The sequence below is a fragment of the Rhodococcus sp. 4CII genome (assembly GCF_014256275.1).
GTDB classification, from domain to species: Bacteria; Actinomycetota; Actinomycetes; order Mycobacteriales; family Mycobacteriaceae; genus Rhodococcus_F; species Rhodococcus_F wratislaviensis_A.
In genome coordinates, this window is record NZ_JACCFE010000004.1 from 129,172 (window position 1) to 154,929 (window position 25,758).

Sequence of the window (25,758 nt, forward strand, 5' to 3'; positions counted from 1 at the left end):
GGCGGACGATGGGTTCGACGACTAGGTCAGTTGTTCCGGATTCTGTCCAGGTAGGCCTGGCGGGCCCCCATGTCGACGTCGTCGAGGAACACCGAGTCCGTGTCCAGGGCCGATCCGAGCCTGGCGGCCAGCCGTCCGGGGACGAACTTCATCGCCGCGACCATGCCGCCTGCGAGGCGGGTGACGCGCACGAAGGGACGCGGGCTCTCGATTAGATCGGCTGTCACTCGAGCGATCTCCTCGGGCTCGGCGTTGCGCAGTCCCTTGGCTCCAGCTGTCCCAGCAACGAGCTCGGTGTTGGTGAACGTGGGCCGGACGGTGGACAGCTGGACCCCGGACTTGCGGTATTCCAGTCGTGCTGCCTCCGTGAATCCGATGACCGCGAACTTGGTGCCGCAATAGGTCGCCAGACCGGGCACGGCGAGCTCGCCGGCCAGTGATGCGGTGTTGATGATGTGCCCGGCACGCCGCGGCAGCATCCGCTGAAGGGCGAGCTTGGTCCCAAAGATGACTCCCAGGACGTTGATCTCGACCTGCCGCCGGGTCACCGCGTCGTCTTCCTCGTGGGCGTGCCCGGTGGGCATGATGCCCGCGTTGTTGATCAGCACGTCGAGGGGGCCGAGGTCCCCCTCGACCAGGTCGAGAAAGTCTCTGAACGAGTCAGGGTCGGTGACGTCGAGGCGGGTGACAACCTTCACCCCGAGCTCGGCGGCGGTCTCCTTGGCACGCGCCTCGTCGATGTCGCCGATGGCGACGCGGTGGCCTCGTCGGATCAGCTCCTTCGCGGTCTGGTAACCGATGCCGCGGGCTCCACCTGTGATCGCCACGGTCTTGGCGGCGGTGTGGGGGCTGTGCGTCGTCACTTGCTGTGCTCCTTGTTCAGGCCGAGGCGTTGCCGCAGGCCGCGACCGGCTGCCGCGCGCAACACTCTTCCGGCGATGGCCGCACGCCGGGAGGTGTACGGGTACCACGTGAGTTCTCGTGCCAGGACAGGGATCCGCGGCTCGGTCACCGCCTGGACCCGGCAGTACTTGTGCAGCCCGTAGGCGCCGCCGAGCCGCGCACCGATACCTGAGGCCTTCCATCCACTGTGCGGCAGTGTGGTGGCGAAGAGGTTGCTGAAGACGTCGTTGATGTTGACCGCACCCGCATCCAGCCGTCGCGCGATGCGCTGCGCACGAGCATGGTCGCGGGTCCACACCGTCGCAGACAGGCCGTACGCCGAGTCGTTGGCCAGGCGGATGGCCTCGTCCTCATCCGCGGCCCGCATCACCGGGATCGTGGGGCCGAAGGTCTCCTCGGTCATGCAGGCCATCGTGTGGTCGACGCCGACCAGGACGGTCGGAGCGTAGTAGTTCCCGACCGCACTCCGGGTTCCGCCGGCCAGGACCCGCGCACCCGCCGCCACTGCCTGGCTGACGTGGCGATCGGCGATCTCGACCTGCCTCGCAGTGACCATCGCACCCACGTCGTCACCTGCCGCCGCACCCTGGGTCAGGGACCGCACCCGGTGCGTCAGCCGGGCCACGAACTCGTCGTAGATCTCAGAGACCACATACACCCGCTCGACGGAGATGCAGACCTGCCCCGCGTTGAACAGACCGCCCCACGCGATCCCCTCCACCGCACGAGCAAGGTCGGCGTCCTCCAGCACGATCGCCGGATCCTTGCCGCCCAGCTCCAGGCTCACCGGCTTCAAGTGCTCGGCACAGCGGATCGCGACCGCCCGCCCGGTGGCTGTCGAGCCGGTGAACTGCACGAAGTCAGCGGCGTCCACCACCGCCGCACCCGCTTCGCCAGCACCCACAACATGCGCCAGAACCGGAGGGGCGCCGATCTCGTGCCAGCCCTCCACGACCCGCGCACACGTCAGTGGCGTCTCCTCCGAGGACTTCGCCAGGACCGCGCATCCGGCAGCCAACGCGGGCGCTGCATCCATGAGGAAGAGGGTGATCGGGAAGTTCCACGGCGTGATGAGCCCGACAACCGGGTACGGGTGGTAGGTCTTGGACAGCCGCTTCGGCAGACTCAGCAGACCCGAGGACCTGACCTGCTCGCCAGCGAGAAACTTCTCGGCATGGTTGGCGTAGTAGGTGATGAACTCACACGATGCTGCCGTCTCCACCAGGGCGTCAGGGCGCACCTTGCCCGTTTCGGCTTGCAGCAGGTCGGTGAGCTCGTCGGTGTGAGCCAGGATCCAGTCCCGCCAGCGATGCAACCATCTGGCGCGGTGCCGCGGGCCTGCTTCGGCCCACCCGACCTGAGCGCGGCGGAGGTCAGCCGCGATGCCGTTCACGGTCTCGCGATCATCGACGGGGACGGTTGCGACCAGCCGGCCGTCGGCCGGGTTACGCACGTCCAAGGCGTCCGCTGTGGTCGCCGTGCTCATCGGGCCTCCAGGGGTGAGTGGGGCCCGCGGGAGATCCCGTCGGGCTGGGCGCGGCTGGCGGGTGTGTCGGTGAAAGCGTCAGCGATCACGTGAGCGCACTTAAAGATCAGCGGTCCATAGGTGTGCCGAAGCTCGGTCAGGATCGCGTTCAAAGGCAGGTCGTCGAAGACGCCGCGCTCGCGGACGTACTCCATATGCTGGGCTCCGTCGGCGGTGAAGGCGTGCAGGAGGGCGTCGCGCTCGCCGTCGAAATCCACCGGCGGCACACCGAAACGCGCACACAACTCGGTGTTGAACGCCGGCGTCGCCTTCAACCACCGGCCGTCGATGTAGAGATGGCTGTAGCCGTGATAGACGAACAGGTCTGTGCCGCCCATGAGCGCTCGCAACGCTTCGGTCTGCAAATGATTTCGGACGTCGGCAAAGCCCAGCAGCGCCGGAATCCCTGCCGCACGGCACACCGCGGTCAAGAGCACCGCCTTCGGGACGCAATAGGCGCGCCCGGTCTCGAGGACGAAGCTCGCTCGATAATGGGCGGGATCGTCCGACACCGTGTAGGGGTCGTACCAGATCTGGTCGCGGACGGCGGCGAAGAGGCGCTTCGCCTTGTCCCGGTCGGTGCTCGCATCCCCAACCGCGGCGGCGGTGAACGCCCGGACGGACTCGTGCTCGATGTCGAGGAAGTCGGTCGCCCCCAAGTACGCCACCGGTGCCTGATTCATCTGCGCTCCAGGGTGATCGGCAACCCGTCGACCGGAATGGGGAGCGAGGTGTTGTCCCACCTCGCTTCATACTGGTCGGGGACCGTCCAGGTGTAGGTGCGCAGCATGTGGTGCAGAATCGCCTTGACCTCGAGGGTGCCGAAGTGCAGACCGATGCACTTGTGTACCCCTCCTCCGAAGGGGATCCACCCGAGGCGGTGATTCTGGTCCTCACGCCGCGGTTCGCTGAAGCGGTCAGGGTCAAAGGTGTCGGGGTCGGTCCAGCACGACTCGTCGAAGTGGTTCACCGACGGAGCCACGGCCACCAGGGTGTTCGCCGGGATGTGGTGTCCGGCAATCTCCACGTTCTCGACCGTCTTGCGCATCACGATCGGCACGGGCGCCACTAGACGCAGCGTCTCCTTGATCACCAGGTCGAGAGTCCCCAGCGAGTCCAGGTCGTCGATGTCCGGGCGGCGTCCACCGAGTTGGTCGGACTCGGCCCGCGCCCGTTCCTGCCAGGCCGGGTGCTTGGCGAGGAAGTAGGCGGCAGCGGTGGTGGTGATGGTCGATGTGTCGTGGGCCGCCATCATCAAGAAGATCATGTGGCTGACGACGTCCTCATCGGTGAACGCCTCACCGTCGGCCGTGCGCGCATGGCACAGCCCCGCAAAGAGGTCGCCTCCCTGGCCACTTCGAGCCGCCGGCAGGTGCCGGGTGAAGTAGTCCTCCAAGAGCGCGCGCCCACGGACTCCGGCTCGCCAACGAGTCCCCGGCAGCGGGAAACGGATGAGCGAGCTGGCTGCACGCACGGTGGCCACGAAGGCGTCGTTGATGGCGTCGGTGTCCTCGCTTCCCCCCCGACCTGCCATGAAGACCTTCGTTGCGACGTCGAGAGTCAGGGCCTTCAGCAGCGGGTAGATGCGCGTGGATTGGCCCGCTGTCCACCCGGGGATGCTGGTCTCCAGCGTCGGGCCGAGCTGGTCGACGTAGCCGGCGAGCCGGTCACGGGTGAACGCCTCCTGCATGATCCGCCGATGCATCCTGTGTTCGTCGAAGCTCATCAACATCAGGCCCCGGTGAAAAAAGGCATCGATGAGATAGGTCCACCCGTCCTGGGAGAACGACTTCGCCTTGGCCGTCAGCACCTCCTGTGTGGCATCCGGGCCGGCCACCGCCACTATTTTCGTGCCGAAGGCGCCCATCCACGAGACAGGTCCTAACCGCTGGTACCTGGCCCGGGAGAAGTTAGAGCCGAACCGGATGTAGTCCAGGGTGTGACCGAGCAGAGGCAAGCCGGCGGTCCCTAGGACCGGCTCGAGGCCCGACCCCGCCGGGGGCGGGGCGAGCTCACGGACAGGCCACCGGTCACTGGCCCCTAGCAGGGCCGCGTCGACCCGACTCGGCAGTGGCACCATGAGGACCGACGAGAGCCGCTCACGACCCTTCGCCAGCGGGAGATGGATGACGTTCGTCACTGATGTTCCTTTCCGAAACGCGGTCCGCACTCGCAGTCGTCGTACCCATCGCCCAAGGACCCGTCATCTCAGGCCGAGCCGGCGAGCACCAATTCGGCCCGGTCAATGGGGAGTTGCTGCGTGATGACCCGCTTGCTGAACATGAAGTCGCGGGGGCGTTTGATGCAGTCGGCGGCAATGAGCTCGCCGGCACGGAGGTAGAAGCAGGTGAAGTCGCGGTCCCGGGTGGGGTCGCCGCGGAGGACGACTTCGTCGTACCCGGTGTTGAGACCGGCGATCTGGAGCTTGAGATCGTATTGATCTGACCAGAACCATGGAAGCGCCGCTATCTTCTTGGACTTCCCGCAGACGGTCGCGGCGGCGACCTTGGCCTGCTCGCCCGCGCTCGGCACGGACTCCAGGCGTATGCGACGGCCGTAACGGGCCATGTCGTGACTGGCGCAGTCCCCGGCGGCGACGATGTCGGGGTCGCTGGTCCGGGTCTGGTCGTCGATCACGACGCCGTTGTCGACGACCAGACCGGCGGCGGCGGCGAGCTCGGTGTTCGGCTCAACGCCGATGCCGACAATGACGAGGTCGGCGGGAATTGATTCGCCACTGGCCAGGATCACTTCGCGGACCCTGCCGTCGCCGGACAGAGCCTCGACCCGCGCGCCCGTCCGGATGTTCACGCCCTCCTCCCGGTGGATCCGGTCGAAGAACGCCGATACCTCCGGGGCGGTGACCCGCTCGAGGACGCGCCCGGTCGCCTCGAGCACGGTGACCTCCAGACCCAGTGCACGCAACGAGGCGGCCGTCTCCAGTCCGATGTAGCCGCCGCCGACGATCACGGCCCGACGCCCGGGGCTGGTGGCCTCTCGGATCTTCTCGACGTCCGCGGCGGTGCGTAGGTAGTAGACTCCGGCCAGGTCGGCTCCCGGGGTGGGGAGCCGACGAGGGCGGGCGCCAGTGCACAGCGCGAGCTTGTCGTAGGGCAGTGCGTCGCCGGTGCTCAGTGAGAGGTGACCAGCCGAGCGGTCGATCGCCTCCACCGTCGCCTCCAGGAGTTGGATTCCCTGCTTGCTGTAGAACTCGGCGCTGCGGATCGCGAGCTCGCCGAGTGTGCTCTTCCCGGCCAGGTATGCCTTCGACAGCGGAGGGCGTTGGTAGGGCAGCGCCGACTCCTCGCCGATGAGGACGATCTCACCGGTCCACCCTTCCTGGCGCAGGCCGGCTGCGAGTTGGGCCCCGGCATGGCTGGCCCCGACGATGACCGCTCGCTGCAAGGTCATGCGCCAACTTTCGGGGTGAGGCGGACCATCAGCTTGCTGATGCCCCTCACGAAGTTGGACTGCACGTACTCGGGCTCACCGACGACCTCGATGTTCTCGAAACGTGGAAGCAACTCCTCCCACAGAATCCGCAGCTGCAGCTCGGCCAGCCGGTTGCCCATACAGCGGTGGACGCCAAAGCCGAAGGAGATGTGGTTACGGGCGTTGGGCCGGTCGATGATCAGCTCATCGGGCCGATCGAACATGCGCTCGTCGCGGTTACCCGAGGCGTACCACATCACGACCTTGTCGCCCTTGCGGATGAACTGCCCGTTCAGCACGGTGTCGGCCTTGGCGATCCGGCGCATGTAGGCCAACGGTGTTTGCCACCGGATGATCTCCGAGACCATATTGGGGATCAGGTCAGGGTTCGCCTTCAGCTTCTCGAACTGGTCAGGGAACCGGTTCAACGCGAGAACACCGCCGCTCATCGAGTTCCGCGTCGTGTCGTTGCCTCCGACGATCAGCAACACAAGGTTGCCCAGGAACTCCATCGGTCGGTCGATCAGATCCTTGGTGTCTTCGTTGCTCTGCAACAGGGTGATCAAGTCGAAGCCGGGTTCCTCCCCGGCAGCTGTCCGGGCCGCCTTGTCATGCCAGAGAGCGCTGAGACCTCGCGCCATGTCGCGCATGCCGCGGAACACCTCGTCATTGTCCGAGGGACCGCCGTTGGCTTGCTCCATCGAGGATGCGAGATCAGACCAGTAAGCGAGCTTGCGACGCTGCTCGTACGGAAAGTCCAGGAGGGTCGCAAGCATCCGAGCGGTCAACTCGACCGAGACGCTCTGGACCCAGTCGAACGGCTGATCCACGGGCAGGTTGTCCAGCACCTCCTGGACGCGCGATCGAATCAGACCCTCCATCTCACGCAGGTTCTTCGGCGCGACCACGCCTTGGACAGCGGACCGCTGCGCGTCGTGGCGTGGCGGATCCATCGCGATGAACATCTCGATATCAAGAAAACGAGGCGGGACCCCGATGACGATCAACGGCTCGGCGGAGAAGACCTCATGGTTCTTGTCGACGGCCACGATGTCGGCATGCCTCGTGACGGACCAGAACGGACCGAACGGACTGTTGGGCTGATAGTGGACCGGAGCCTCGTTGCGCACGCGCTCGAAGTACGACTGCCAGCGCCCCTGTCGATAGAGAAAAGGGTTACTGAGGTCGATGTCGGCGAGTTCGACGTCCTCCACCGGCGGGATGGGGCTCTCGACAAAGAGCCTCTCTCCATTCGTTCCGGTCACCCATCGCCGGGTCTTGTCGTACAGCTGTGCGCCCTGGATCTGCCGCTCCATCGGGATAGTCGACTGAACCTTGGCGGCGATTGCCTCAGAAATCTTCATCGCGTCTTATCCGTTTCTCTCGTCGTCACATCTGAAACTCAGGCATTCGGACGATCAGGCCGTCCCACGCCTGGGAGACCGGCATCTGGCAGGACAGTCGAGAGGTCGGCTGACGCTCAGGGTTCATCGCGAGCATCTCCTCCTCATCGGCGCCGGAGAGGCCCACCTCCTCGGACCACTGCGGATCGACGATCACATGGCAGGTGCCGCACGCGGCCTCGCCTCCGCAGTCGCCGTCGATGCCGGGCACCGCGTTGTTGGTCGCGACCTGCATCAGCGACTGACCTTCCTCGAAAGGCGCCTCGTGTTTCTCGCCGTCGTGGGAGACAAAGGTGACAACTGCCATAGCCAACTCCTGATACGTTGTCCTCGGCTTGGGAACTTGGTCAAAGTGTTGTCGAGGATGAGCGCGGCGGCTATGTTCGGCGGAGTCAGAAACTTGTGAATTCGGCTCAAAGGGATCATGGTGAGCCAGTGATCCTCAATGACGAGGGTGTGCCCCCGCTTCTGTTCGTGCAACTGCTCGAGCGCCAAGCGCTCGACCCAGACGCACTCGCGCGGCTTCGCAACATCATGTCTCGCGAAGGAACCGACGAGGCGACGCTGATCCAGCATGACGTCCAGGCCCCGATACGGTGGTTTCGGGAGGTCTACCCCGAACTCGACGTCGACCAGGCAACCCTGCTCGGCTTCGCGTTCGCTGAACAGGCCCAGTTGACGTCCTTCGGCCCGTTGAGTTTTCCGCTGGTCAGCGCAGGCTCGGTAGCCGAGATCGTGGAGCTGCTCACCTATCTGCCGTTGATCTCGACAGCCCTCAGTCCACAGTTCCATCCAAGTGAGCACGGCCTCACCGTCGGGTTCACCGCACACACAAGCGATCCGGCCCTGGACTGCCTGGTCGTCACCTACTGCGGGTCGGCGCTACTGCGACTGCTTGACATGCTCGCCGGCGACATGCCGACCGTCACACTCCACCTGAGTTGGCCAGCGCCGCCCCTCCTGACCAATCATGAGGACGTACTAGCCGGGCGCCTGTTCTTCGACGCTCCGATGTCGTTCCTCCATGTTCCCGCGGACACGCTCAACGAGGTTTGCCGGTTCTCCGATCCCCTCACGTACCGACTCGCCATCGGCGATCTGCAGCGAACTCTCGACCAGCGGGGCAGAACCACGTCGTTCTCGGAGAAGGTGAGACGGCTGCTGGAGGAGGATCCCGGACAGGGAAGTAGCCACTGGGTCGCACACGAGCTGTCGATATCCACCAGCACACTCAAGCGGCGCCTCTCCGAAGAGGGGACCACCTTCCGCGAGTTGCGCCAGTCATTCCTGCGCGAGCGCGCGATGCTGCGGCTACTCGACCGATCAATGTCGGTGAGTGAGGTCGCCACGGAGCTCGGATACAGCGACCTCACCAACTTCTCACACGCCTTCAAGCGATGGACCGGCCGCTCTCCGAACGAGTTCCGGCACCCATAACCCTGAGCCGTCCCGTCTCCGACGGGTTGAAGGGGCTGCCGGATGTGCTAGAGACGTGTGGGTCCGTCCCCAGTGCGTGAGACCAGTGGCGCAGGTCCAGGGGACCGACCAAGGTTTCGGTCCGACATGGTCTTCCCGAGTCTCGGGGGCACCACGACGGCGCGACCAGTGGTGGAATCCGCGTCGACCCTGGGCACTTTGCAGCCAGGCCGAGTGGGCTATGCCTGCGGCATGGGCATGTACTCGGGCAAATCACCATTCTCGGAAAGGGACAACTCCGCATGGCAACCCACATTCTCCGGATCGAAGGCAGGCACTGCGGCAGTTGCGCACTGCTCATCGACGACACCCTCGAGGACCTGCACAACATGGCCAACACGCACACTTCGATGAAGAAGGGCCGCAGCGCCTGAGATTCCCACGCTTCTCCGGAGACTTTCCATCAGGCTCCGACGAGCTCGGGTTCGATGATATCTGCCTCCTGTCCGTCTGGTCGGTCGTAGTAGGCGCGCTCGTATTCGTCGGATGACAGTCCGCGCAGGCCGGCCTGAATCCTGCGCGGGTTGTACCAACCATCGATGTAGCGGAACAACGCCGCCTCCGCCTCGGCTCTGGTGGCGAATATTATTGCGGGCCGGTAGATAAGCTCGATCTGGGGTGTCGACCGCAGGTTGTCGGCGAGCGCATTGTCGAAGCTGTCCCCGATGCCTCCGGTAGACGGGGCGATGCCCGCGTCGACGAGCCGCTGGGTGAACCGAACCGCCGTAAATTGACGGCCCTTGTCTGTGGAAAATCAACTCCCCGCCCGGACATCGCGGGAGAACAGGGCGCAGTCGAGCGCCGAGAGCACCAGGTCGGTGTCCGCCCGCGGGCCGGATCGCCAGCCGACCACCTTGTTCGGGATCGCGTCGCGCACACTCGCCAACCACAACGCCCCCTCCCGTGAGGATCCGCGTCAGGTCGGCCACCCACTTGGTGTTGGGCGCGGTCGCCCGGCCGCGTCGAGCAACCGGTTGCGTGAGCGTGCCAGCCGCGGATCGGCCTGCTCGTCGGCCGCGGTGAGTGGGTCGGTCGCGGCGGGGTCCGGGGCGGTCATGGACGCGCACTCCTCCGATTCGTGTCGTTCAGCCCTGGGTGTATGTGTGGACTCTATCCCAAGCCCCGACCACTATGATACGAATGGTCTCGTACCGAGACCGTTGGTCTTTAAGTCGGGAGGTGTCCGGTGAACACACCCGGGACGGACACTGTCGAGATCGCCCGGTGGACCAGGGCCCAGTGGTGGATGCTGACGGTGTCGTGCCTGGCGGTGGCGCTGGTGGTCGCGGCCATGGCGGCGTTGTATTCGGCGTTGCCGCAGATCGCGGTCGCGACCGGGGCGACGCAAGCCCAGCTGACCTGGATCGTCGACGGCTACACGCTGGTGCTGGCGTGTCTGGTGCTGCCCGCCGGAGCCATCGGTGACCGTTACGGGCGCCGCGGGGTGTTGGTGGCGGGGCTGGCGGTGTTCTCGGTCGCCTCGGCGCTGCCGCTGCTGCTGGCCGACCCGGTGTGGCTGATCGCGGCGCGCGCGCTGGCCGGTGCGGGCGCGGCGCTGGTGATGCCCTCGACGCTGTCGATCCTGACCGCGGGGTTCGCCCCTGCTCATCGCGGCCGGGCGGTGGGGGTGTGGGCCGGGGTCGCCGGGTCCGGGGCGGTGCTGGGCATCCTCGGTACCGGGTTGCTGCTCGAGCGGTGGTCGTGGCCCTCGGTGTTCGTCGGGTTGACCGTGGCCGGGGTGGTGCTGGGGGGGTTGGCGTGCACCATCGCCGAGTCCCGCCAGCGTGAGCATCCGCCGGTGGACTGGGTGGGCGCGGCGGCGGTGGCCGTCGCGGTCGCGGCGATCGTGTTCGCCGTGATCGAGGTCCCCGCGCGCGGCTGGGCCGACCCGCTCGTCGCCGCCACCGCCGGGGTCGGTGTCCTCGCGACGGTGGTGTTCGTGGTCATCGAGCTGCGGTCCTCGGCACCGCTGCTGGACGTGCGGTTGTTCGCGCGCCGCGGTTTCGGTGCCGGCTCGCTGTCGGTGACCATCCAGTTCCTGGTCACCTTCGGAGTGTTCCTGCTGCTGGTGCAGTACCTGCAGCTGATCCTCGGCTACGGGCCACTGGCCTCGGCACTGGCGTTGGCGCCGATGGTGGTTCCGCTGATCGTGATTTCGGTGATCGCGCCGTGGCTGTCGAGCCTGGTCGGGTTGCGGGTGATGACCGTCACCGGCCTGCTCACCATCGCCGCCGGACTGGTGCTGGTGAGCCGGTTCACCGTCGCCGCGCACTACCCCGACCTGCTGTGGCCGCTACTGATCACGAGCGCGGGCCTGGGATTGTGCACCGCCCCGGCGACCTACGCCATCGTCGCCGACACCCCGGAGGCCAAACACGGGGTCGCCGCCGCGGTCAACGACGCCGCCCGCGAGATCGGCGCCGCGATCGGGATCGCCGTGGCCGGCAGCGTGCTCGCCGCCGGCTATACCCACCACATCCAGCCCGCCCTGCCCCGGCTGCCCGAGCCCGCCCGCGGCCCGGTCGCCGATTCCCTGGCCGCCGCCCTGCAGGTCGCCGACCAGGCCGGACCGGCGGCCCAGCCGCTGGCCGAGTTCGCCAAGGACGCGTTCGTGCACGGCAGCAGCCAGGCCGCGCTCGCGCTGGCCGCCCTCACCGCCGCCGGGGCGATCGTGCTGGCGGTCCTCGCTCCCGGCCCCACCACCCGCCGCTCCCGCACACCACGCCCGCACACGTCCACCCCGTCCCGCTCGAACACCCCCTTCTCGTGAAAGAGGCCCGTCATGACGGCCTATCGCACGATCCTCGTCGACACCGACGGATCCGACCACTCCTACCGCGTGGTCGACCAGGCCGCCGAACTGGCCCACGCCACCCACGCCCGACTCCTGATCAGCTGCGCCCGCCACGACATCGACGAACGCGCCTTCGGCACCGACCTCGACCGGCTCGGGCCCGACGTCTACCGGCTGCGCGGCACCGCCCCCACCGACGCCATCCTGCGCACCGCCCACCAGCACGCCCTCGCCCACGGCGCCACCGACATCGACACCCACATTTTGTCCGAACCCACCCTGCACGCACTGCTGCACCTGGCCGCCACCGCCGCCGCCGACCTCATCGTCACCGGCAACCCCCACCGGTCATCACTGCTGGCCCGGCTGCTGTCCATCCCGCCGATCGAGCTCGCCCGCAAAGCCCACTGCGACATCCTCATCGCCACCCCACCCGGTGACGACACCCACGGGAAGCACCCATGACCGAGGACACACCCAGCACCGGCACACCCAGCACCGGCACACCCGAGACCGCCGGACCCGGACCTTCCGAGGCCGAGGACTGGATCCGCGCCTTCCCTGTGGTCCCACCCGAACACGCCGACCTGCCGCCCCACCACGACCACTGCCTCGGTTGCGGGCCGGCCAACCCCCACGGCCACCAGCTGCGCGCCCGGCGCGACGCACACGGCGTCCACGCCCACCACAGCTTCGACTCCCGCCACGTCGGCGCCCCAGCGATCGCCCACGGCGGCGCGGTCGCCACCGTCCTCGACGACCTGTTCGGATTCCTGCTCTACACCGTGGGGGAACTCGCCGTCACCCGCCACCTCGCCGTCGACTACCTCGCCCCGGTGCTGCTCTACACCCCCTACACCCTTCGCGCCCACATCCACGCCCGCGACGGCCGCAAACTGCACCTGCGAGCCACCATCGAAGACAACCACGCCCACGTGGTCACCACCGCCACCGCCGTGTTCCTCATCGTCGACATCGACCACTTCCTGACCCCACGACACACCACCCCCCACACCGATAACGCCCCGGCGGCGACCACGCCCACCGCACACGAAGACCAACAACGCCCGCATATGGACAGACCCTGACGTATTCCGCAAGCCGATCCTTGGGTTCGTGCGGTGATCGCAACACCACTGATCAAAGGGTGTTGCACATGGCCAAATATTCTCATCGGATGGTTCCGGAGATCTTTCAAACGTTCTGGGCGGGGATGGCTGCGGGTGAGTTCATCACGGACGCGGCCGAGGCGGCCGGCTCGTACCGCAAACAGGGTGCTCGGTGGGGTGCGCCCCCGGCGTGGCCGCAACCTCAAGGGCCGGTGTTTGACGTTCGCCGAACGTGAAGAGATCGCCATCGGCATCGCCGCAGGTCAAACGCTTCGTGACATCGCGAAAGCCCTGAACCGGAGTCCCTCGACGATCTCACGCGAGATCGCGCGCAACCGTGAGCCGTCCGGGCGGTACCGAGCCAGATCAGCGCACGCAGCCGCCTACCATCGGGCCTCGCGACCCAAACCGTCCAAGCTCGCCACCCACCCGCAGCTGCGTGAGACAGTGGAGAATCCCTGACCGAGCGCCATTCACCCGAACAGATCGCGGGCCGCCTCCAACTCGAGTTCCCCGACGATCCACAGATGCGCGTGAGCACCGAGACCATCTACCAATCGCTCTACCAACCCTCGCGCGGCGGACTCGAACACACCCTCACCCGATCGCTGCGGACCGGACGTGGGCTGCGCCGACCCAGCCGCAAGGCCGGCCAGCGCAAGAACCGTATCCCCGACATGGCCAACATCGCCGACCGCCCCAAAGACGTGAAAGACCGTGCAGTACCAGGACATTGGGAAGGCGACCTGATATGTACGCCGGTTTGTCAAGGGCGCAGGGCGAGGCGGCGTCCAGGACCGTCGTCGTGGGCGCCGCCTCTGTGGGCCCGGTCGATCTGGGGTGGTGGCGAGCGTGTCGGTTTCGACGCGTGGTCAACTCTGATATTCGCGGGTTGGGTACCGCAGGACGGTTGTTCGGCTGGAGTGGATCGCTCGTCTAATGTCGAGCGTGATCCCCACGTACAGTTGGAGATTGCTCATAGGTTCCTCGCGGATCACTCCCAGGCGCTGCCGTCACCACCGCATGATTCGTCCGGACGTTGTGGGGGGTTCCCGTTCCGGTCCTTGCTCAACGGTCGGTCGGCGACGAGGGGGCAAGGTGGAGTCCCCGCAGTGCAGCGAGGAGAACCGACCTTGCCGCCTGACGAGGTGACGACCACACTCGCAATCGGGGATGCGGAACGGGGACCCTGATTTCAGGTGTCGAGCACGGCCAGCGACCAACACCAGCCGGCGAGTTCGCGGGCGATCGCGGTGTTCGCCAGTGCGGGGCGTTTGTTACGGGCGTCGAACCCGGCCCAGCGGGCGTGCAGGCGCCGGTTTGCTTGCTGTCCGCGGGCACGGGCCGCGGGACTGGCCTGCTCCCAGCGGCGCCGCAGCTCCGCTCCGGGGCGATACCGGGGTCGGTGGTGTCAGGCGGCCTCGATGAGCAGTCGTCGGGCGTGGCCGTTGCCGGTCTTGGTGATCGATCCCTGCGAGCGCGACGTGCCCGAGGAGTGTTCGGTGGGCACCAGCCCGAGGTAGGCGCCGATTGAGCGTCCGGTCAGGCGCTGCCAGTCGCCGATCTCCACGGCCAGCCCGAACGCGGTCAGCGTCGAGACCCCGCGCAGGCAGCCGAGCCGAGTCACCACCGGGGTGTAGTCGCTGTCGGTGGCCATCGCCGCGATCGCCACATCCAGCCGATCCCGCCGGTCCACCGCCGCGAGCATGGTGTCGTAGGCAGTCTCGTACGCCAGCTGCAGACCGGGCGCATCGAAGTGCTGGGTGCGCAGCCAGGTGTCATGCACCTTCGTCCACGCGTGGCCGCCGTAGTAGACGATCCCTTGCCGCAGAAATAGTTTCGCCACCCGATGCCGGGCCGACATCAGATCCCCACGACAGTCCTCCCGGGCACGCACCAGATCCCGGGCCGCCTCCTGCTCGACGCTCGGCACCGCCACCTCGACAATCTGACCGAGGTGCAGCAGACGAGCCAGATGCCGCGCGTCGCGCGCGTCGGTTTTGACCCGATCTCCGGGCGGGCGCTGCAGCTTCGACGGTGCCGCGACCAGGCACTCGATGCCCACCGCGGTCAGTGACCTGGCCAGCCCGAAGCCGGTCGGCCCGGCCTCGTACGTCACCTTCACCGGATCCGGCAGCGACCGGATCCACTCGAATATCTCGCGATGAGCGGGCGTCAATCGGCGCTCGAACAGCTCACCGGTCCGCCCGTCGAGGCCGCACGCGACGACCGATCGTGCGTGCACATCCAATCCGACGCTCGTACGCTGATTCATTGCTGGGGCCTCCCACATCTTGTGGCTCTACCGGCCAGGACCCGTTTCCTGTCGGAAACCCACGTTCACATGTGCGTGGGGCCCCAGCCCAGCCCCTCATATCGTCTACACGGAGGGTCGGCGCCGTCTTCGCCCCGACAGTCCCCGAGGCGTCGCCCGTCCAGCCCGGTGGCTCGCGCCGGCTCCGGTTCGCGGGGTGTGCTCACACCAGAGCCACCGCCCGTGAACGTGCGTCCAGGTCGCGGGCGAGCAGACCCAGCATCTCGGCGTCCGGGTGCGCGAGTTCGGGAAGGTCCTTGGGCTGGTGATCGGAGGACGTCCGCGGCGAGTTGGGGCGCCGATATAGGTGGGGCTATGTCGTTCGCGTGGTCAAAGTGCTTAGTTCTCGCGGTGGTTCAGAGGTTCCACAGTCGGAGCAGCGCGGTCCGCAGGCTGGGGGAGGCGATTGTCGGCGGACATGAAAAACTGGATCTGGCGCAATTTTCGTGAAGCCGCTTGGCGTGTCACTGACCTGCATCGACGAGGTCGGGTGAGGATTCTCCGGGTGCGCTGAAGACGGTGTGCGGGTCCTACTCCCGCATCTGGCAAGTATCGATGTTTGTCGGTGTTTGGCGAGTCGGATCGACGATCCGAATCCAGGCCCGTTCCCGAGGTGACCGAGCGTGGTGCCCGCGGTGCGGTGGTGAGGCCACTCGTGTGCATTCGCGGTATCGCCGACAGTTGACCGACACCGCGATCGGCGGGCATCCGGTCTTGATCGATGTCCGGGCCCGCCGGTTCTTCTGCGACACCACTGACTGCGGGGCAAGAACTTTCGCCGAGCAGATCGCGGGGTTGACCGAGCGTTGGAGTCGGCGAACACCGGCGGGGACAGCGATGATCGAAGCGATCGGCCTGGCCGCGGCAGGACGGGCCGGCGCCCGACTCTCCGGCCGACTCGGTGTCGCCGTCAGCCGGGACACCCTGCTGCGGGCAGTGCGGTCGATACCCGACCGACCCATCGGTGAGGTGCCCGTCCTCGGTATCGACGACTTCGCACTCCGCCGAGGCCACGTCTACGGCACCGTCGGAAAGCCCGGAGTTCAGCCAAACTGAAGGAATCTCGGCGCGAACTCAAGGACAGTTGGACTCGGAACCAATGATAGTGCGTGGGTTCGCGGTCAACTGTGGAGGTCGTGGTGTTCTGCAGGGGTCTCGAGGAGGTGCCGGGCCGCGGCGGCATAGCGGATCGCGGTGCCCGGGCTGATGCCAACACTGCGGCGAGGTGGAGTGGGTCTGGGCCGTGCGTGAGTGATTCTTCGAGTTGACGATCGACGTGCAGCCGATCGAGGGTGGCAGTCAGCCCCCAGAATGCCCGGGTGATCCACACTTTGCCGACCGGGCAAGTGCGCACCGCGGTCACGCGGTTGACCAACAGGTGGGGGTTTGCTGTGTTGGGCCAGTGGGTGCGTCGGTAGCTCAGCCAGTCCGTCAGCGCTCGGTAGGTGAGGTCGTCCAATGGTCGGGATCGGCCGGCGATGGTCAGCCGACGGTCACCGAGGTCGACGTCGTCGAGCAGCAGCTCGCCGATGTCCTTGGAGCGGGCGGCGTGGATGGCGGCCAGGGCGACGGCGAGGCGGGTCGCTGGTGTGGTTGCCGCACCCGTCGCCTCGGTGATTTCGTTGTCTTCCAGTGGAAGTATGGCGCGGTGGGCTGCGATTGAGCAGGAACAGCTGGCAGATCACCATCGGCAGCAGCGTGTCGTCGTCACGTCCGAGCCGATAACCCCCACCCGGCAAGCACCCTACGAAGCCGGGCGATCTCGCCGTTGACTCGGTCGCGCCCGAAGATCCGCCACGACAGGGTCAGTCGTTGGAAGCTGCCGAGCCGGTGGAACTCAGTGAAGGAGCCCAGCAGGTAGGCGTGCGCGGCGAGGTAGGGGCGGACCTCGTCGCCGGCCCAGGCGGGTGCGTTCCGGCGGAACTCGGCCTGATCCCTGCCGGGCAGATGGACCCATTCCTCCGCGGTCCAACCCCAGAAGGTCCGCTCCTTCTCGGCGCCACACCAGCAGCACCGCGACCGCATCGGCCATGGCGCGCCGCCGATGCGCGGTGACCGGGGAATCCAGTCCTGCGTTGACCGTCTCCAGTGTTCGCAGCAGTCGTCCGATCACGCGCCAGCCCGGCGCGTTCGGATCGTGATACTGCAGCCGCCGCAGGTTGCGAACGCCGAGTTCGCCGATGGCCCTCACCTCCTCGTCTCGGAGGTCGATAGTGGTGTCCAAGCGATGCGCGACAAGCGGTGGGCACCAACGCGATTCAGGGACCGGTTCGGGGGTCCCCGACAGCGGCACGGTCACCGCGGCGTTCCTGCCGCCGCGGCGTGCATGCCGGTGAGCATTGCGATGCGCCAGGCATGGATGCGGTCCATGCCGCGGCCGAGCTTGTCGGCCAGATCCCGCCCGGACAGGTGGATATATCGCAGCGGGCGTTCCCCCGAGATGTGGACACCTATTCCTATGCGGCGGTGGCCAGCGTAGCCGATCGCTGCTCGAACTCGACCGGACAGATTTGGCCGAGAGTGGAATGCCTCCTTCTGGTGTTGTATCGCGTGATCCAGCGGAACACGGCAGCGCGCGCCTCGCCCGCACTGTTCCAGCGTTTCCGCCCCTTCAGCGTCTCCCGTTTCAACGTCGCATTCAGCGACTCGGCGGCCGCGTTGTCCGCCGACGTTCCGACCGCACCCCGCGATCTGGTCACCCCCAACTCGCAGCAGAGTTCGGCGAATTCCGCCGATGCATATTGAGCTCCGTTGTCGCTGTTAAGCCGAATTCCGCTTAACTCCGATTAAGCCGAGGTTTTCGTTAAGCCGAGGAATTCAGGGTTGGGTCTGGTCAGCTGCATATTTCGGTCGGATTTCTCGGCTTAACGTTTCAGGTTCATCGCAGGCTGTAGAGGGCTCGCAGTGTGTCTTCGGCGAGGTGGTGTTCGGCGAGGCGCCGGGCTGAGGAGGCGGCGTTGACGGCAGCGCGCATCATATCGATGGAGGCGATTACGTAGAAGGTGTTGGTGGTCGACACCTTTCGTGGGCGAGGTGTCGCAAGTCGGCAATAACGACCGCACCGATCTGGTGATTGTCGTATCCATCGCAGTCTCCTTCCATTGCGACAGTGGACACGACAAACGTAAGCCAGACAATCAATCGTTAAGCCGAAGAAGTCCACAGAATATCTAAGCGGGCACACGAACTCGCGCTTTCTCGGCTTAACGAAAACCTCGGCTTAATCGGAGTGGAATATTGATCCATCGAGCCCGGCGGCGCCACGACAGGCGGCCGCCGCCCGCAGCGCATCGGTGACCAACTCGGTGCGCATATGGTCGGCGATCGACCACCCCGCCAACCGTCGCGAACCCAGGTCCAACACCGTCGCCAGATACAGAAATTCACCGTCACCCACCGGCAGGTAGGTGATGTCCCCGACGTACCTGGTGTTCGGTGCGCTCGCCGTGAAATCCCGCCGGATCAGGTCCGGCACCGGGGCCGCGTCCGGGGCGGGAATCGTGGTGCGCACCGGTTTGCGCAGATGCAGCCCGACGATCCCCTTCACGCGCATGACCCGTTCGACCCGCTTGTGATTGACCTCGATCCCGGCATCGCGCAGCTCGGCGGTCACCCGTGGGGCCCCGTAGGTGCCGTCGGAGTCGTCGTGGATGGCGCGGATCCGGGCGGCCAACTGCTCGTCGGCGGAGGTGCGGGCGTCCCGGGCCGGCGCGGCGGCCCGCCACCGGTAGAACCCCGAGCGGGAGACCTCGAGCATCTGGCACAGCCACTTCACCGGAAAGGTGTCGCAGTGGTCGTCAACGAATTGGAAGTGGCTGCTCACCAATTCGTCTCCCCGGCGAAATATTTCGCGGCCCTCCGCAGGATCTCCCGTTCGGTTTCGAGTGCGGAGGAGCCGAGGACGAAACGGACCGGGGAGCGGGCGCCGCCGCGAGGCGCGGCCGCGCAGGGGAGCGGAGCGGGGGGAGGGGCGGAGAGGATCTCCCGTTCGGTTTCGAGCTTGCGGATCTGGGCCTTGAGCTGCCTGTTCTCTTCCTCCAACACGGACTCGGACGATACCCCGCCGGCCCGCGATGCCGGCCGCGCCGCCCCACTGGCCCGGAGCTCGGCCGCGGGAGCGCCGGTGCGTTTGCGTTCGGCCCGCACCCAGGTGCGCAGCGTCTCGCGGCTGACTCCCAGATCCTTGCCGATGCCCTCGAAGGTGTGGCTCGGATCGGACAGGTACAGCGCGACGGCATCGGCCTTGAACTCCGCCGAGTACGCCTTCATCGCCATCAGTGACATCTCTTCCTCTGGGTCTTCACGACCCAGTGTTCATGATGTCCTCACTCAGGGGGGAAGCCCCCAGCCTCGAGTCCGTATGGCGATGCCCGGCGAGGTCGCAATCGTGTGCAGCTCCCAGCCCATCCGGGCCAGATCGGTCAGACACAGATGCCGAGTGGTGTGCGTGGAGAACCGCGGAACATCGGCGGCCAGGGCAATCCGTCGCACCACCTTCGACCACGTCCACAGACTTGGGTGGCTGGGCGTGATTGCGGCGGGACTCCGACACGAATAGCGGTCCGCGTGCCCTGCTCAGACGTGCCCGGTACGCGAGATAGTCCGACAGCAGCACCCCGGTCGCAGCCGAATACGGCACGACCCGCTCGAGCCGGTTCTTCGTCGTCTCCGCCCTGATCCGCAGGGTGCGGTGGGCTGGGTCGAGATCGTCGGTGCGCGGCGAGCACAGCTCCTCACGGCGCAGCGCGGCATCGTAGGCCAGCGCCAGCATCACACGGTTCCGAACCGGTTCCTCGGCGGCGGCGGTCAGGATGTCCGCCCACTGCCGCTCGCTGGGGATCCAGGGCAGCTTCGTCAACCGAGGCACCAACCCACGCTGATGCCCGCCGCCGCGTCGGCCGGGCGCGAAACGGTCCCGACCAACGGGATTGGACTCGCACAGGCCCTCCTCCATGAGGTGGTCGTAGAACAGCCGCACCGGCACCAGCCGCTGCTGAATCGTGGCATTCGCCAGACCGGAGCCGGAATCGAGCGACACCACATTCGCGCCACGGCGGCTGGGCCGTTCTGTCAACTCCCGCACATCGACGCCGACATGCGCCCGGCTCGCCGTGAGCGGGTCGACACCCTCCCGCTCGCACATCTCCAGATACTCGGCAAGCCCCCGGGAGTAGGCGTCGATCGTCCGAGGCGCCCGCCCGAGATCGGTCCACACCCGCAGCCACCCGGCCGCCTACACATGCCGGCCCCATACCGGCCACTTCTCCTGTCCAACACCACCGTGCCGCTCAAGCCATCTCCTCAGTTCCGTGGTCAACACCGAGGAGACGTGATCATCCCCACGGCCAGATTCCACGTAACTTTTAAGATGCTCAACCGGCAGATGTACGGGCGAGCCAACTTCGACCTACTCCGCAAACGCGTCATACACACCGGATAGTCAAGCGCCCCATAGTAGTCACGAAAATTGCGCCAGATCCAGAACCCAATGTCCCTTGACAGGCGATCCGGTGGTCGGCCCGGAGGCGGGGGTGGGGTGTCCGAGGTGCGAGGGTCTGTTCCGCGTCCGGCACCGGGATGGGGGAGAGGTCAGGGCTCGAGCGGGTCGTGCGCCCCGGCGGCGGGCACGAACAGCGGTCTCGATCGGTAGGCGGGCAGGAGGGCCGCGAACAAGGTCCCACCCACCAGAGCGTCACCGCCAGAAACAGCACGATTCGGGTGAGCAGCACCGTGCCCCAGACGGTGCGAAAACCTACCTCACCGAACCACAGCCAGTCCGTGTAGGCGTTGATCAGGGCCGGCGCGATGACCAGCAGGGCCACGAACGCCGCCACCGCGATGAGCAGGATTTTCGCACCCCGGGGCATCTGCAGACTTTCCGCCGGTGGACTGCTCATTTCGTCGGCGCTCCCAGGGGCGGGTTCGGCGTGCGTGGCAGCCCACTTCACCGACGCGCCGCCACGCAGACGAGTGACCGTTTCGTCCCATTCTACGGATCCGATCCCCGCCCACCACGCGAATTCGGCGGCCGTCGGGACAGGTGGTCAGCCGCAAATTCCTTGCCCCGGATGGAACATGCAAATAAAATCCTGAGTATGCGTTCAAACGAGCGCCCACTTCGACCGCTTGCCACCGCCCGCGACACCAGTGATCTGACGGCGGCGGCGCGGATCCGCGACGCGGCGATTCTTCGCTTCGGGCGGGACGGGTTCGGGGTCAGCCTCCGCACGGTGGCCGAGGATGCCCAGGTCAGCGGCGGGTTGATCCTGTATCACTTCGGGACCAAGGCGGGGCTGCGCCGCGCGTGCGACGAGTGGGTGCTCGCGGAGATCCGGGAGTCCAAGCGCGCGGTGCTGGGCACCGGTGAGACCGGGCCGTGGCTGGCGCAGCTCGGGCAGACCGACCACTTCGCGCCGCTGGCGATGTATGTGGCCCGCACCTTGCAGGCCGGCGGGGAGGCCGCCGCGGCGTTTTTCGATCACCTGGTCGACGACGCGGCCGGCTACCTCGAAGAGGGCGTACGCAGCGGTGTGATCACCCCGTCCCGGGACCCGTACGCGCGGGCGAGGTTTCTCACCGGTATGAGCGTGGGAACGGTGCTGCTGGAGATGTCGCTGCGCCCGCAGATGCTGCGCGACGGCGACTTCACCGGCTTCTTCCAGGCCATCGCGGACGCCACCACCGGGCCCGGCCTCGAGCTCTACACCCAAGGATTGCTCACCGATCGGCAGATGCTCGACGACTACCTGATGTATGTGACGGATCCGCCTGCCAGGACAGACGACGGCGATAGCGCCGCCGCCCAACCCTGACAACAGCAGATCCTCCCCACATCAGGAACCTCCATGAACACTGTCATCGAGGTCGAGAACCTCACGAAAACCTTCGGAACCGTCACCGCCCTCGACGAACTCGACCTGACCGTCGGCCGCGGAGAGGTCGCCGGCTTCCTCGGACCCAACGGCGCCGGCAAGACCACCACCATCCGAGTGCTGCTCGGGCTGCTGCGCGCCGACGCCGGAAGAGCGAGCGTCCTCGGACTGGACCCGTGGCGCGACACGGTCGAGCTCCATCAGCGGCTGGCCTACGTGCCCGGGGACGTCAGCCTGTGGCCGACCCTGACCGGCGGCGAGGTCATCGACCTGCTGTGCCGGCTGCGCGGCAACGTCGACCCCGCCCGGCGCACCGAACTCATCGACCGCTTCGAACTCGACCCCCGCAAGAAATGCCGCACCTACTCCAAGGGCAACCGGCAGAAGGTCGCCCTGATCGCCGGGTTGGCCACCGATGTGGAACTGCTCATCCTCGACGAGCCGACGTCGGGGCTGGACCCGCTGATGGAGCAGGTGTTCCAGCGGTGCATCGACGAGGTGAAACAGCAAGGCCGATCCGTCCTGCTGTCCAGTCACATCCTCGCCGAGGTCGAAAAGCTCTGCGACACCGTCACCATCATCCGGGACGGCCGAGCCGTGGAAACCGGAACCCTCGAGCAGCTGCGGCACCTGACCCGCTCGACGATCACCGCCGCCACCGACCGGGACGCCGCCCCGCTCGCCCAGCTGCCCGGCGTACACGAGCTGCGGATCGAACGGGGCCGCACCGTCTTCGAGGTGGACAACGCCCACCTCGACGAGGTGATCCGGGCTCTCGCCGAGTACGGGGTCCGCAGCCTCGAGAGCGCACCGCCCTCACTCGAGGAACTGTTCCTGCGCCACTACGGTGATTCCCGCGAGAGCGATCCGGTGGGGGGTGCGCGATGAGGGCACAGCGCGCCACCCCGGCCCTGCTGCGGCTGAACCTGCGGCGGGACCGGATCAAGCTGCCCGCCTGGGTGCTCGGCATCGCGGTGATGACGATGTACTTCGGCAACGCGCTGAAGCTGGCGTACCCCACCGAGCAGGACATCGCCAACGTCGCGTCCTTCGCCAACAGTCCCGCCGCGATCATGATGTCCGGCCCCGGCTACGGCATGGACAACCCCACCCTGGAGGCGTTCCTCGCCAATCAGTACGCCCTGTACCTGATGGTCGCCGCGGCATTGATGAACATCCTGCTGACCGTGCGCCACACCCGCCTCGAGGAGGAGGGCGGGCGCACCGAACTGATCCTCGCCGGGGTGGTCGGCCGAAACGCGCCGCTGACCGCGGCGATGCTCACCGCACTCGTCGCGAACACCGCCCTGGTCGTGGCCGGAACCCTGGCCCTGGCCGGCACCGGGTTCGACACCGCCGGCTCCCTGCTGCTCCTGACCGGGTTTGCCGCCCTCGGCCTGGTGTTCGCCGCGATCACGGCCCTGATGTGTCAGGTGACCGAACACGCGCGGGCCGCCACCGGGCTGGCCGCCGCGGTCCTCGGGGCCGCCTTCCTGATCCGCGGGATCGGGGACCTGACGGCCGAGCACGGCAGTGCCCTGTCCTGGCTGTCCCCGATCGCGTGGTCGCAGCAAACCCGGGTCTTCGTCGACCCCCGCTGGTGGCCACTGACCCTGTCGATCGGGTTCGCCGGTGCCGCGTTGGTCGGCGCCTACGTGCTCGTCGGCCGCCGGGACGTCGGCGCCGGCCTGGTGGCGCCGCGGCTCGGGGCTGCGGAAGCGTCTGCGGCACTGTCGCATCCGTTCACCATGGCGTTGCGGCTGCAGCGCGGCGCCATCATCGGCTGGGCGGTGGGACTGAGTGTGGCCGGGCTGTTCTACGGTGCGTTCACCGAATCGATCGCCGACGCGTTCGGGGACCTGCCCGACGACATTCTGGTGATCATGGGCGGCGCCACCGGCAACCTCGTCGACGGCTACCTCGGTCTGATGGGCTTCACGATGGCCTTCCTCGTCTCCTGCTTCGCGATCGTGTCCGTCCGCCGCCTGCACAGCGAGGAACAGGCCGGGCGCGCCGACCCGGTGTTGGCCACGAAAACCAGCCGGGCAGGGTGGATGGGATCGGGTGTGGCCGGCCGCGGCCAGCTCGATCGTGCTGCTCGGCCTCTCCGGCGCCGCCACCGGTCTCGGCGCGGCGTTGGTGACCGGGGACCCCGGGTACGTCGTGACACTCAAGCTCGCCTACCTCGCGCACACCCCGGCGGTTCTGGTCGTGGCCGCGGTCGCCGCGCTGCTGTTCGGTCGGGGTGCTCGGGTTCATTCCCGGAGTGACCACCGACTACGACACGCTCACCTTCGCCGGTCATCATTCCGAGGCCGCGCTGCTGGGTATCTTCCAGGCGTCCATCCTGCACAACATTGTGCATCTGCTGTTCGGTGTCGGCGGGATCGTGCCGGCGCGCACCGCCGCCGCCGCGAAAGGCTTCCTGATCGTCGGCGGCATCATCTATCTGGTGCCGTGGATCTACGGGCTGGTCATCGACCAGGACAGCAGCGCGAACTTCGTGCCGGTCAACACCGCGGACAACTGGCTGCACCTCGTCCTCGGTGCCGGGATGGTCGCCCTCGGGCTGTTGCTGCCGCGGCTGCGCACCACCGGGGCAACCACGGCGACCCCGCGACAAGGCTCCGCACCCGTTCACCGGCGATGTGGCGCAGTCGATCCTGCCGCCGGCATCGGTGACCGCGGGCGTTATCGGCGGCCGGGCCAGGAGGCGCGGTGGTCGAATCCGGTGGCCTTCTCGGCCTTCTCGTAGGCGCGCAGCGCGTCGACGGCCTTCCGGTCCAGCCGGGTCGGGACCGTCACCTGCACGGTCACCCGCAGATCACCCGCGGGGCCGCTACGGTGCGGGACGCCGCGTCCACGCAGCCGGAAGGTGCGCCCCGACGGGGTGCCGGCGGGGATCTTCACACTGACCCGGCCGTCGAGGGCAGGCACCGAGACGGTGGTGCCGAGGGCGAGTTCGCCGAACCCCACCGGCACGGTCACGGTCAGATCGTCGCCGTCGCGACCGAAGACCGCATCCGGAACCACCGTGACGGCGACGTACAGATCTCCCGCGGGGGCGCCGCGCAGTCCGGGTTCGCCGTGGGCGGGCAACCGGATCCGCTCACCGTCGGTGACCCCCGGGGGGATACGCACGTTGATGGTGCGGGTGCGGTGCCCGACCCCGGTGCCCTGGCAGTCCGCGCACGGGTTGTCGACGATCACCCCGGTGCCGCGGCAGTCGTCACATGATTCGCTGAACCCGAATCCGCCCTGATTGCGGCTCAGGGTCCCGGACCCGCCGCACGAGGGGCAGCGCCGCGGATGGGTTCCGGGCCGGGTACCGCTGCCGTGGCAGGTGGTGCATACCGTGGGTCCGCGGACCTGCAGCGGCAGCACCACTCCGGTGACCGCCTGCCGGAACGGGAGCCGGGCCTGCACCTCGACGTCGCTGCCGCGGCGCCGGCGGGACGAGGCGGTGGTGGTGCGGGTGCCGGCGCGGCGGAACAGATCCCCGAACACGTCCCCGAACCCCGCCGTCTCGGTGAACGCGGATCCCCCGTTACCGAACAGGTCGGAGAAGTCGAACCCGCCCATCCCGCCGCCCGGCCGGGCGCCGGCGCCGGCTCGGGTTCCGGCCCGGCTAAAGGCGCCATCTCCGGATCGGTACAGCCGCCGGGTGCGGTCGTACTCGGTGCGGGTGGCCGGATCAGAGAGCACTGCATGCGCCTCGCTGACCGACTTGAACCGTTCCCCGGACGCCGCGTCGCCCGGGTTGGCGTCCGGGTGCAGTTGCCGGGCCAGTTTGCGGTAGGCGCGTTTGATCTCCTCCGCCGACGCCGTGGAGGGCACACCCAGGTCCGCGTAGAAGTCACGTTCGATCCACTCCTGCTGCGTCACAGCGAATCTCCTCCGTCCCTCGTCCGTGGGAATCACGGCCGTCCC

At 67.3% G+C, this 25,758-nt stretch carries 27 protein-coding genes and 5 pseudogenes; 13 read left to right on the forward strand and 19 right to left on the reverse strand.

What is annotated here, in order from left to right; all coding sequences use genetic code 11:
- Nucleotides 1-26: 26 nt before the first annotated feature.
- The 7 genes from H0B43_RS38825 to H0B43_RS38855 form a co-directional block, all read right to left on the reverse strand.
- The gene (locus tag H0B43_RS38825) at nt 27-863 is read right to left on the reverse strand and encodes an SDR family oxidoreductase (protein ID WP_005560919.1); all 837 of its coding nucleotides are present in this window, start codon (nt 861-863) and stop codon (nt 27-29) included.
- On the reverse strand, nt 860-2,389 hold the full coding sequence (locus H0B43_RS38830) for an aldehyde dehydrogenase family protein (RefSeq protein WP_005560917.1): 1,530 nt from the start codon (nt 2,387-2,389) through the stop codon (nt 860-862). The genes H0B43_RS38825 and H0B43_RS38830 overlap by 4 nt, the downstream gene beginning before the upstream one ends.
- A complete protein-coding gene (locus tag H0B43_RS38835) occupies nt 2,386-3,111 on the reverse strand; it encodes a transglutaminase-like domain-containing protein (protein WP_005560916.1) in 726 nt (241 codons plus the stop codon). The genes H0B43_RS38830 and H0B43_RS38835 overlap by 4 nt, the downstream gene beginning before the upstream one ends.
- The gene (locus tag H0B43_RS38840) at nt 3,108-4,568 is read right to left on the reverse strand and encodes a cytochrome P450 (protein WP_005560914.1); all 1,461 of its coding nucleotides are present in this window, start codon (nt 4,566-4,568) and stop codon (nt 3,108-3,110) included. Before H0B43_RS38840 ends, H0B43_RS38835 begins: the two co-directional genes overlap by 4 nt.
- Before the next feature lie 68 nt (nt 4,569-4,636).
- Nucleotides 4,637-5,839, reverse strand: a complete 1,203-nt coding sequence (locus H0B43_RS38845) for an NAD(P)/FAD-dependent oxidoreductase (protein WP_005560912.1) — start codon at nt 5,837-5,839, stop codon at nt 4,637-4,639.
- The gene (locus tag H0B43_RS38850) at nt 5,836-7,224 is read right to left on the reverse strand and encodes a cytochrome P450 (RefSeq protein WP_005560910.1); all 1,389 of its coding nucleotides are present in this window, start codon (nt 7,222-7,224) and stop codon (nt 5,836-5,838) included. Before H0B43_RS38850 ends, H0B43_RS38845 begins: the two co-directional genes overlap by 4 nt.
- Before the next feature lie 25 nt (nt 7,225-7,249).
- Nucleotides 7,250-7,570: a 2Fe-2S iron-sulfur cluster-binding protein gene (locus H0B43_RS38855; RefSeq protein WP_005560908.1), complete on the reverse strand. Its 321-nt coding sequence runs from the start codon at nt 7,568-7,570 to the stop codon at nt 7,250-7,252.
- 128 nt (nt 7,571-7,698) lie between these two features.
- On the opposite strand from H0B43_RS38855, the gene H0B43_RS38860 reads away from it, so the two are divergent.
- Both H0B43_RS38860 and H0B43_RS42690 read left to right on the forward strand, forming a co-directional pair.
- Nucleotides 7,699-8,700 (forward strand): AraC family transcriptional regulator, encoded by a 1,002-nt coding sequence (locus tag H0B43_RS38860; RefSeq protein ID WP_005560906.1) that lies wholly within the window; start codon nt 7,699-7,701, stop codon nt 8,698-8,700.
- A 281-nt stretch (nt 8,701-8,981) separates the two neighbouring features.
- Entirely contained in the window at nt 8,982-9,113 is a 132-nt protein-coding gene (locus tag H0B43_RS42690; RefSeq protein WP_005560904.1) for a hypothetical protein, read from the forward strand.
- A 29-nt stretch (nt 9,114-9,142) separates the two neighbouring features.
- Here H0B43_RS42690 and H0B43_RS38865 read toward each other — a convergent pair whose 3' ends face one another.
- From H0B43_RS38865 to H0B43_RS38875, 3 genes are all read right to left on the reverse strand, one after another.
- A complete protein-coding gene (locus tag H0B43_RS38865) occupies nt 9,143-9,427 on the reverse strand; it encodes an IS3 family transposase (RefSeq protein ID WP_100229439.1) in 285 nt (94 codons plus the stop codon).
- A 66-nt stretch (nt 9,428-9,493) separates the two neighbouring features.
- Nucleotides 9,494-9,631, reverse strand: coding sequence for a hypothetical protein (locus H0B43_RS38870; RefSeq protein ID WP_185723575.1), 138 nt, complete (start codon nt 9,629-9,631; stop codon nt 9,494-9,496).
- 24 nt (nt 9,632-9,655) lie between these two features.
- Entirely contained in the window at nt 9,656-9,796 is a 141-nt protein-coding gene (locus H0B43_RS38875) for a hypothetical protein (RefSeq protein ID WP_252189610.1), read from the reverse strand.
- Between the two features lie 129 nt (nt 9,797-9,925).
- Between H0B43_RS38875 and H0B43_RS38880 the strand changes: the two genes are divergently transcribed.
- The 5 genes from H0B43_RS38880 to H0B43_RS42255 all read left to right on the forward strand — a co-directional run bounded on the left by H0B43_RS38880 (nt 9,926) and on the right by H0B43_RS42255 (nt 13,835).
- Nucleotides 9,926-11,509 carry an MFS transporter gene (locus tag H0B43_RS38880; RefSeq protein WP_185723576.1) on the forward strand — a complete coding sequence of 528 codons (1,584 nt, stop codon included), beginning with the start codon at nt 9,926-9,928 and terminating at the stop codon, nt 11,507-11,509.
- A 12-nt stretch (nt 11,510-11,521) separates the two neighbouring features.
- Nucleotides 11,522-11,998, forward strand: coding sequence for a universal stress protein (locus H0B43_RS38885; RefSeq protein ID WP_005574667.1), 477 nt, complete (start codon nt 11,522-11,524; stop codon nt 11,996-11,998).
- Nucleotides 11,995-12,621: a PaaI family thioesterase gene (locus H0B43_RS38890; RefSeq protein WP_005574668.1), complete on the forward strand. Its 627-nt coding sequence runs from the start codon at nt 11,995-11,997 to the stop codon at nt 12,619-12,621. Before H0B43_RS38885 ends, H0B43_RS38890 begins: the two co-directional genes overlap by 4 nt.
- Nucleotides 12,622-12,819: 198 nt before the next feature.
- The gene (locus H0B43_RS42250) at nt 12,820-13,104 is read left to right on the forward strand and encodes a helix-turn-helix domain-containing protein (RefSeq protein ID WP_312033600.1); all 285 of its coding nucleotides are present in this window, start codon (nt 12,820-12,822) and stop codon (nt 13,102-13,104) included.
- The gene (locus H0B43_RS42255; protein WP_252189614.1) at nt 13,101-13,835 is read left to right on the forward strand and encodes an IS30 family transposase; all 735 of its coding nucleotides are present in this window, start codon (nt 13,101-13,103) and stop codon (nt 13,833-13,835) included. Before H0B43_RS42250 ends, H0B43_RS42255 begins: the two co-directional genes overlap by 4 nt.
- A 2-nt stretch (nt 13,836-13,837) precedes the next feature.
- Here H0B43_RS42255 and H0B43_RS38900 read toward each other — a convergent pair.
- Nucleotides 13,838-14,935 (reverse strand): annotated as a pseudogene (locus tag H0B43_RS38900) (IS110 family transposase).
- 576 nt (nt 14,936-15,511) lie between these two features.
- Between H0B43_RS38900 and H0B43_RS38905 the strand changes: the two are divergent.
- Together H0B43_RS38905 and H0B43_RS38910 are read left to right on the forward strand one after the other, a co-directional pair.
- Nucleotides 15,512-16,012: a transposase family protein gene (locus H0B43_RS38905; protein WP_252189611.1), complete on the forward strand. Its 501-nt coding sequence runs from the start codon at nt 15,512-15,514 to the stop codon at nt 16,010-16,012.
- 208 nt (nt 16,013-16,220) lie between these two features.
- Nucleotides 16,221-16,619 carry a hypothetical protein gene (locus tag H0B43_RS38910; RefSeq protein WP_185723578.1) on the forward strand — a complete coding sequence of 133 codons (399 nt, stop codon included), beginning with the start codon at nt 16,221-16,223 and terminating at the stop codon, nt 16,617-16,619.
- A gap of 44 nt (nt 16,620-16,663) precedes the next feature.
- Here the strand turns inward: H0B43_RS38910 and H0B43_RS38915 are convergent, their stop codons facing one another.
- The 7 genes and pseudogenes from H0B43_RS38915 to H0B43_RS42265 all read right to left on the reverse strand — a co-directional run bounded on the left by H0B43_RS38915 (nt 16,664) and on the right by H0B43_RS42265 (nt 20,853).
- Entirely contained in the window at nt 16,664-16,981 is a 318-nt protein-coding gene (locus H0B43_RS38915; protein WP_043788418.1) for a hypothetical protein, read from the reverse strand.
- 431 nt (nt 16,982-17,412) lie between these two features.
- Nucleotides 17,413-17,721, reverse strand: a pseudogene (locus H0B43_RS38920) (transposase); the annotation flags it as partial.
- A 113-nt stretch (nt 17,722-17,834) separates the two neighbouring features.
- Nucleotides 17,835-17,975, reverse strand: coding sequence for a hypothetical protein (locus H0B43_RS38925; protein ID WP_185723510.1), 141 nt, complete (start codon nt 17,973-17,975; stop codon nt 17,835-17,837).
- 204 nt (nt 17,976-18,179) lie between these two features.
- Nucleotides 18,180-18,832: pseudogene (locus H0B43_RS38930) on the reverse strand (IS3 family transposase); the annotation flags it as partial.
- A 111-nt stretch (nt 18,833-18,943) separates the two neighbouring features.
- Nucleotides 18,944-19,231: pseudogene (locus H0B43_RS38935) on the reverse strand (transposase); the annotation flags it as partial.
- A gap of 25 nt (nt 19,232-19,256) precedes the next feature.
- Nucleotides 19,257-20,171, reverse strand: coding sequence for a tyrosine-type recombinase/integrase (locus H0B43_RS43005; protein WP_005564994.1), 915 nt, complete (start codon nt 20,169-20,171; stop codon nt 19,257-19,259).
- Between the two features lie 208 nt (nt 20,172-20,379).
- Complete coding sequence (locus H0B43_RS42265) at nt 20,380-20,853, reverse strand: UPF0182 family protein (RefSeq protein ID WP_312033601.1); 474 nt, start codon at nt 20,851-20,853, stop codon at nt 20,380-20,382.
- Between the two features lie 198 nt (nt 20,854-21,051).
- On the opposite strand from H0B43_RS42265, the gene H0B43_RS38950 reads away from it, so the two are divergent.
- The 4 genes and pseudogenes from H0B43_RS38950 to H0B43_RS38965 all read left to right on the forward strand — a co-directional run.
- Nucleotides 21,052-21,768, forward strand: a complete 717-nt coding sequence (locus H0B43_RS38950; RefSeq protein WP_005564996.1) for a TetR/AcrR family transcriptional regulator — start codon at nt 21,052-21,054, stop codon at nt 21,766-21,768.
- Nucleotides 21,769-21,801: 33 nt separating this feature from the next.
- Nucleotides 21,802-22,716, forward strand: coding sequence for an ABC transporter ATP-binding protein (locus H0B43_RS38955; protein ID WP_005564999.1), 915 nt, complete (start codon nt 21,802-21,804; stop codon nt 22,714-22,716).
- The gene (locus H0B43_RS42270; protein ID WP_252190981.1) at nt 22,713-24,098 is read left to right on the forward strand and encodes an ABC transporter permease; all 1,386 of its coding nucleotides are present in this window, start codon (nt 22,713-22,715) and stop codon (nt 24,096-24,098) included. The genes H0B43_RS38955 and H0B43_RS42270 overlap by 4 nt, the downstream gene beginning before the upstream one ends.
- A pseudogene (locus H0B43_RS38965) lies at nt 24,074-24,448 on the forward strand (DUF4383 domain-containing protein); the annotation flags it as partial. The gene H0B43_RS42270 and the pseudogene H0B43_RS38965, both read left to right, overlap by 25 nt.
- Nucleotides 24,449-24,519: 71 nt before the next feature.
- Here H0B43_RS38965 and dnaJ read toward each other — a convergent pair.
- A complete protein-coding gene (gene dnaJ / locus H0B43_RS38970; protein WP_043790713.1) occupies nt 24,520-25,713 on the reverse strand; it encodes a molecular chaperone DnaJ in 1,194 nt (397 codons plus the stop codon).
- Nucleotides 25,714-25,758 lie beyond the last annotated feature (45 nt).

Coding starts and splice junctions, on each gene's coding strand:
- H0B43_RS38905 (WP_252189611.1), top strand. CDS start 15,512: ATGTTTGTCGGTGTTTGGCGAGTCGGATCGACGATCCGAATCCAGGCC.
- H0B43_RS42690 (WP_005560904.1), top strand. CDS start 8,982: ATGGCAACCCACATTCTCCGGATCGAAGGCAGGCACTGCGGCAGTTGC.
- H0B43_RS42270 (WP_252190981.1), top strand. CDS start 22,713: ATGAGGGCACAGCGCGCCACCCCGGCCCTGCTGCGGCTGAACCTGCGG.
- H0B43_RS38855 (WP_005560908.1), bottom strand. CDS start 7,570: ATGGCAGTTGTCACCTTTGTCTCCCACGACGGCGAGAAACACGAGGCG.
- H0B43_RS38950 (WP_005564996.1), top strand. CDS start 21,052: ATGCGTTCAAACGAGCGCCCACTTCGACCGCTTGCCACCGCCCGCGAC.
- H0B43_RS38915 (WP_043788418.1), bottom strand. CDS start 16,981: ATGCGGTCGCGGTGCTGCTGGTGTGGCGCCGAGAAGGAGCGGACCTTC.
- H0B43_RS38885 (WP_005574667.1), top strand. CDS start 11,522: ATGACGGCCTATCGCACGATCCTCGTCGACACCGACGGATCCGACCAC.
- H0B43_RS38835 (WP_005560916.1), bottom strand. CDS start 3,111: ATGAATCAGGCACCGGTGGCGTACTTGGGGGCGACCGACTTCCTCGAC.
- H0B43_RS42265 (WP_312033601.1), bottom strand. CDS start 20,853: ATGAGCAGTCCACCGGCGGAAAGTCTGCAGATGCCCCGGGGTGCGAAA.
- H0B43_RS38850 (WP_005560910.1), bottom strand. CDS start 7,224: ATGAAGATTTCTGAGGCAATCGCCGCCAAGGTTCAGTCGACTATCCCG.
- H0B43_RS38890 (WP_005574668.1), top strand. CDS start 11,995: ATGACCGAGGACACACCCAGCACCGGCACACCCAGCACCGGCACACCC.
- H0B43_RS38875 (WP_252189610.1), bottom strand. CDS start 9,796: ATGACCGCCCCGGACCCCGCCGCGACCGACCCACTCACCGCGGCCGAC.
- H0B43_RS38830 (WP_005560917.1), bottom strand. CDS start 2,389: ATGAGCACGGCGACCACAGCGGACGCCTTGGACGTGCGTAACCCGGCC.
- H0B43_RS38845 (WP_005560912.1), bottom strand. CDS start 5,839: ATGACCTTGCAGCGAGCGGTCATCGTCGGGGCCAGCCATGCCGGGGCC.
- H0B43_RS38955 (WP_005564999.1), top strand. CDS start 21,802: ATGAACACTGTCATCGAGGTCGAGAACCTCACGAAAACCTTCGGAACC.